Below are 236 nucleotides of genomic sequence, written 5' to 3'. Positions count from 1 at the left end.
GATCGTTAAGGAAAATGCCGACCAGTGCGCGGGCTTCGTTGGTATGCGCCAGCGGGACAAAACTTTTGTTTTCCAGGTTTAAGGCTTCTTCACGACCAAAACGGGCCGCAGCTTCAATGGTTTTTACTGCGGTGATGGGGGCCGGATAATGTTTCCCCGCTGTTTGTGCGACCATCCCTTTAGCGATGGTGAAGCTCATGGTGGCTTCAATCTTGCTCAGTTTTAGTGGTTCCAGC

At 51.7% G+C, this 236-nt stretch carries 1 protein-coding gene; it reads right to left on the bottom strand.

The genetic code is table 11. The features are described from left to right. A partial coding sequence (locus SB725_RS33910) for a hypothetical protein (RefSeq protein WP_410923786.1) occupies window positions 1-199 on the bottom strand: 199 nt, incomplete at its 3' end. Window positions 200-236: the final 37 nt, after the last annotated feature.

The organism is Pseudomonas sp. SIMBA_041 (assembly GCF_046535095.1).
GTDB classification, from domain to species: domain Bacteria; phylum Pseudomonadota; class Gammaproteobacteria; order Pseudomonadales; family Pseudomonadaceae; genus Aquipseudomonas; species Aquipseudomonas mucoides.
Note: the sequence above shows the minus strand (reverse complement) of the source record. Positions and strands in the feature narration are given on the sequence as shown.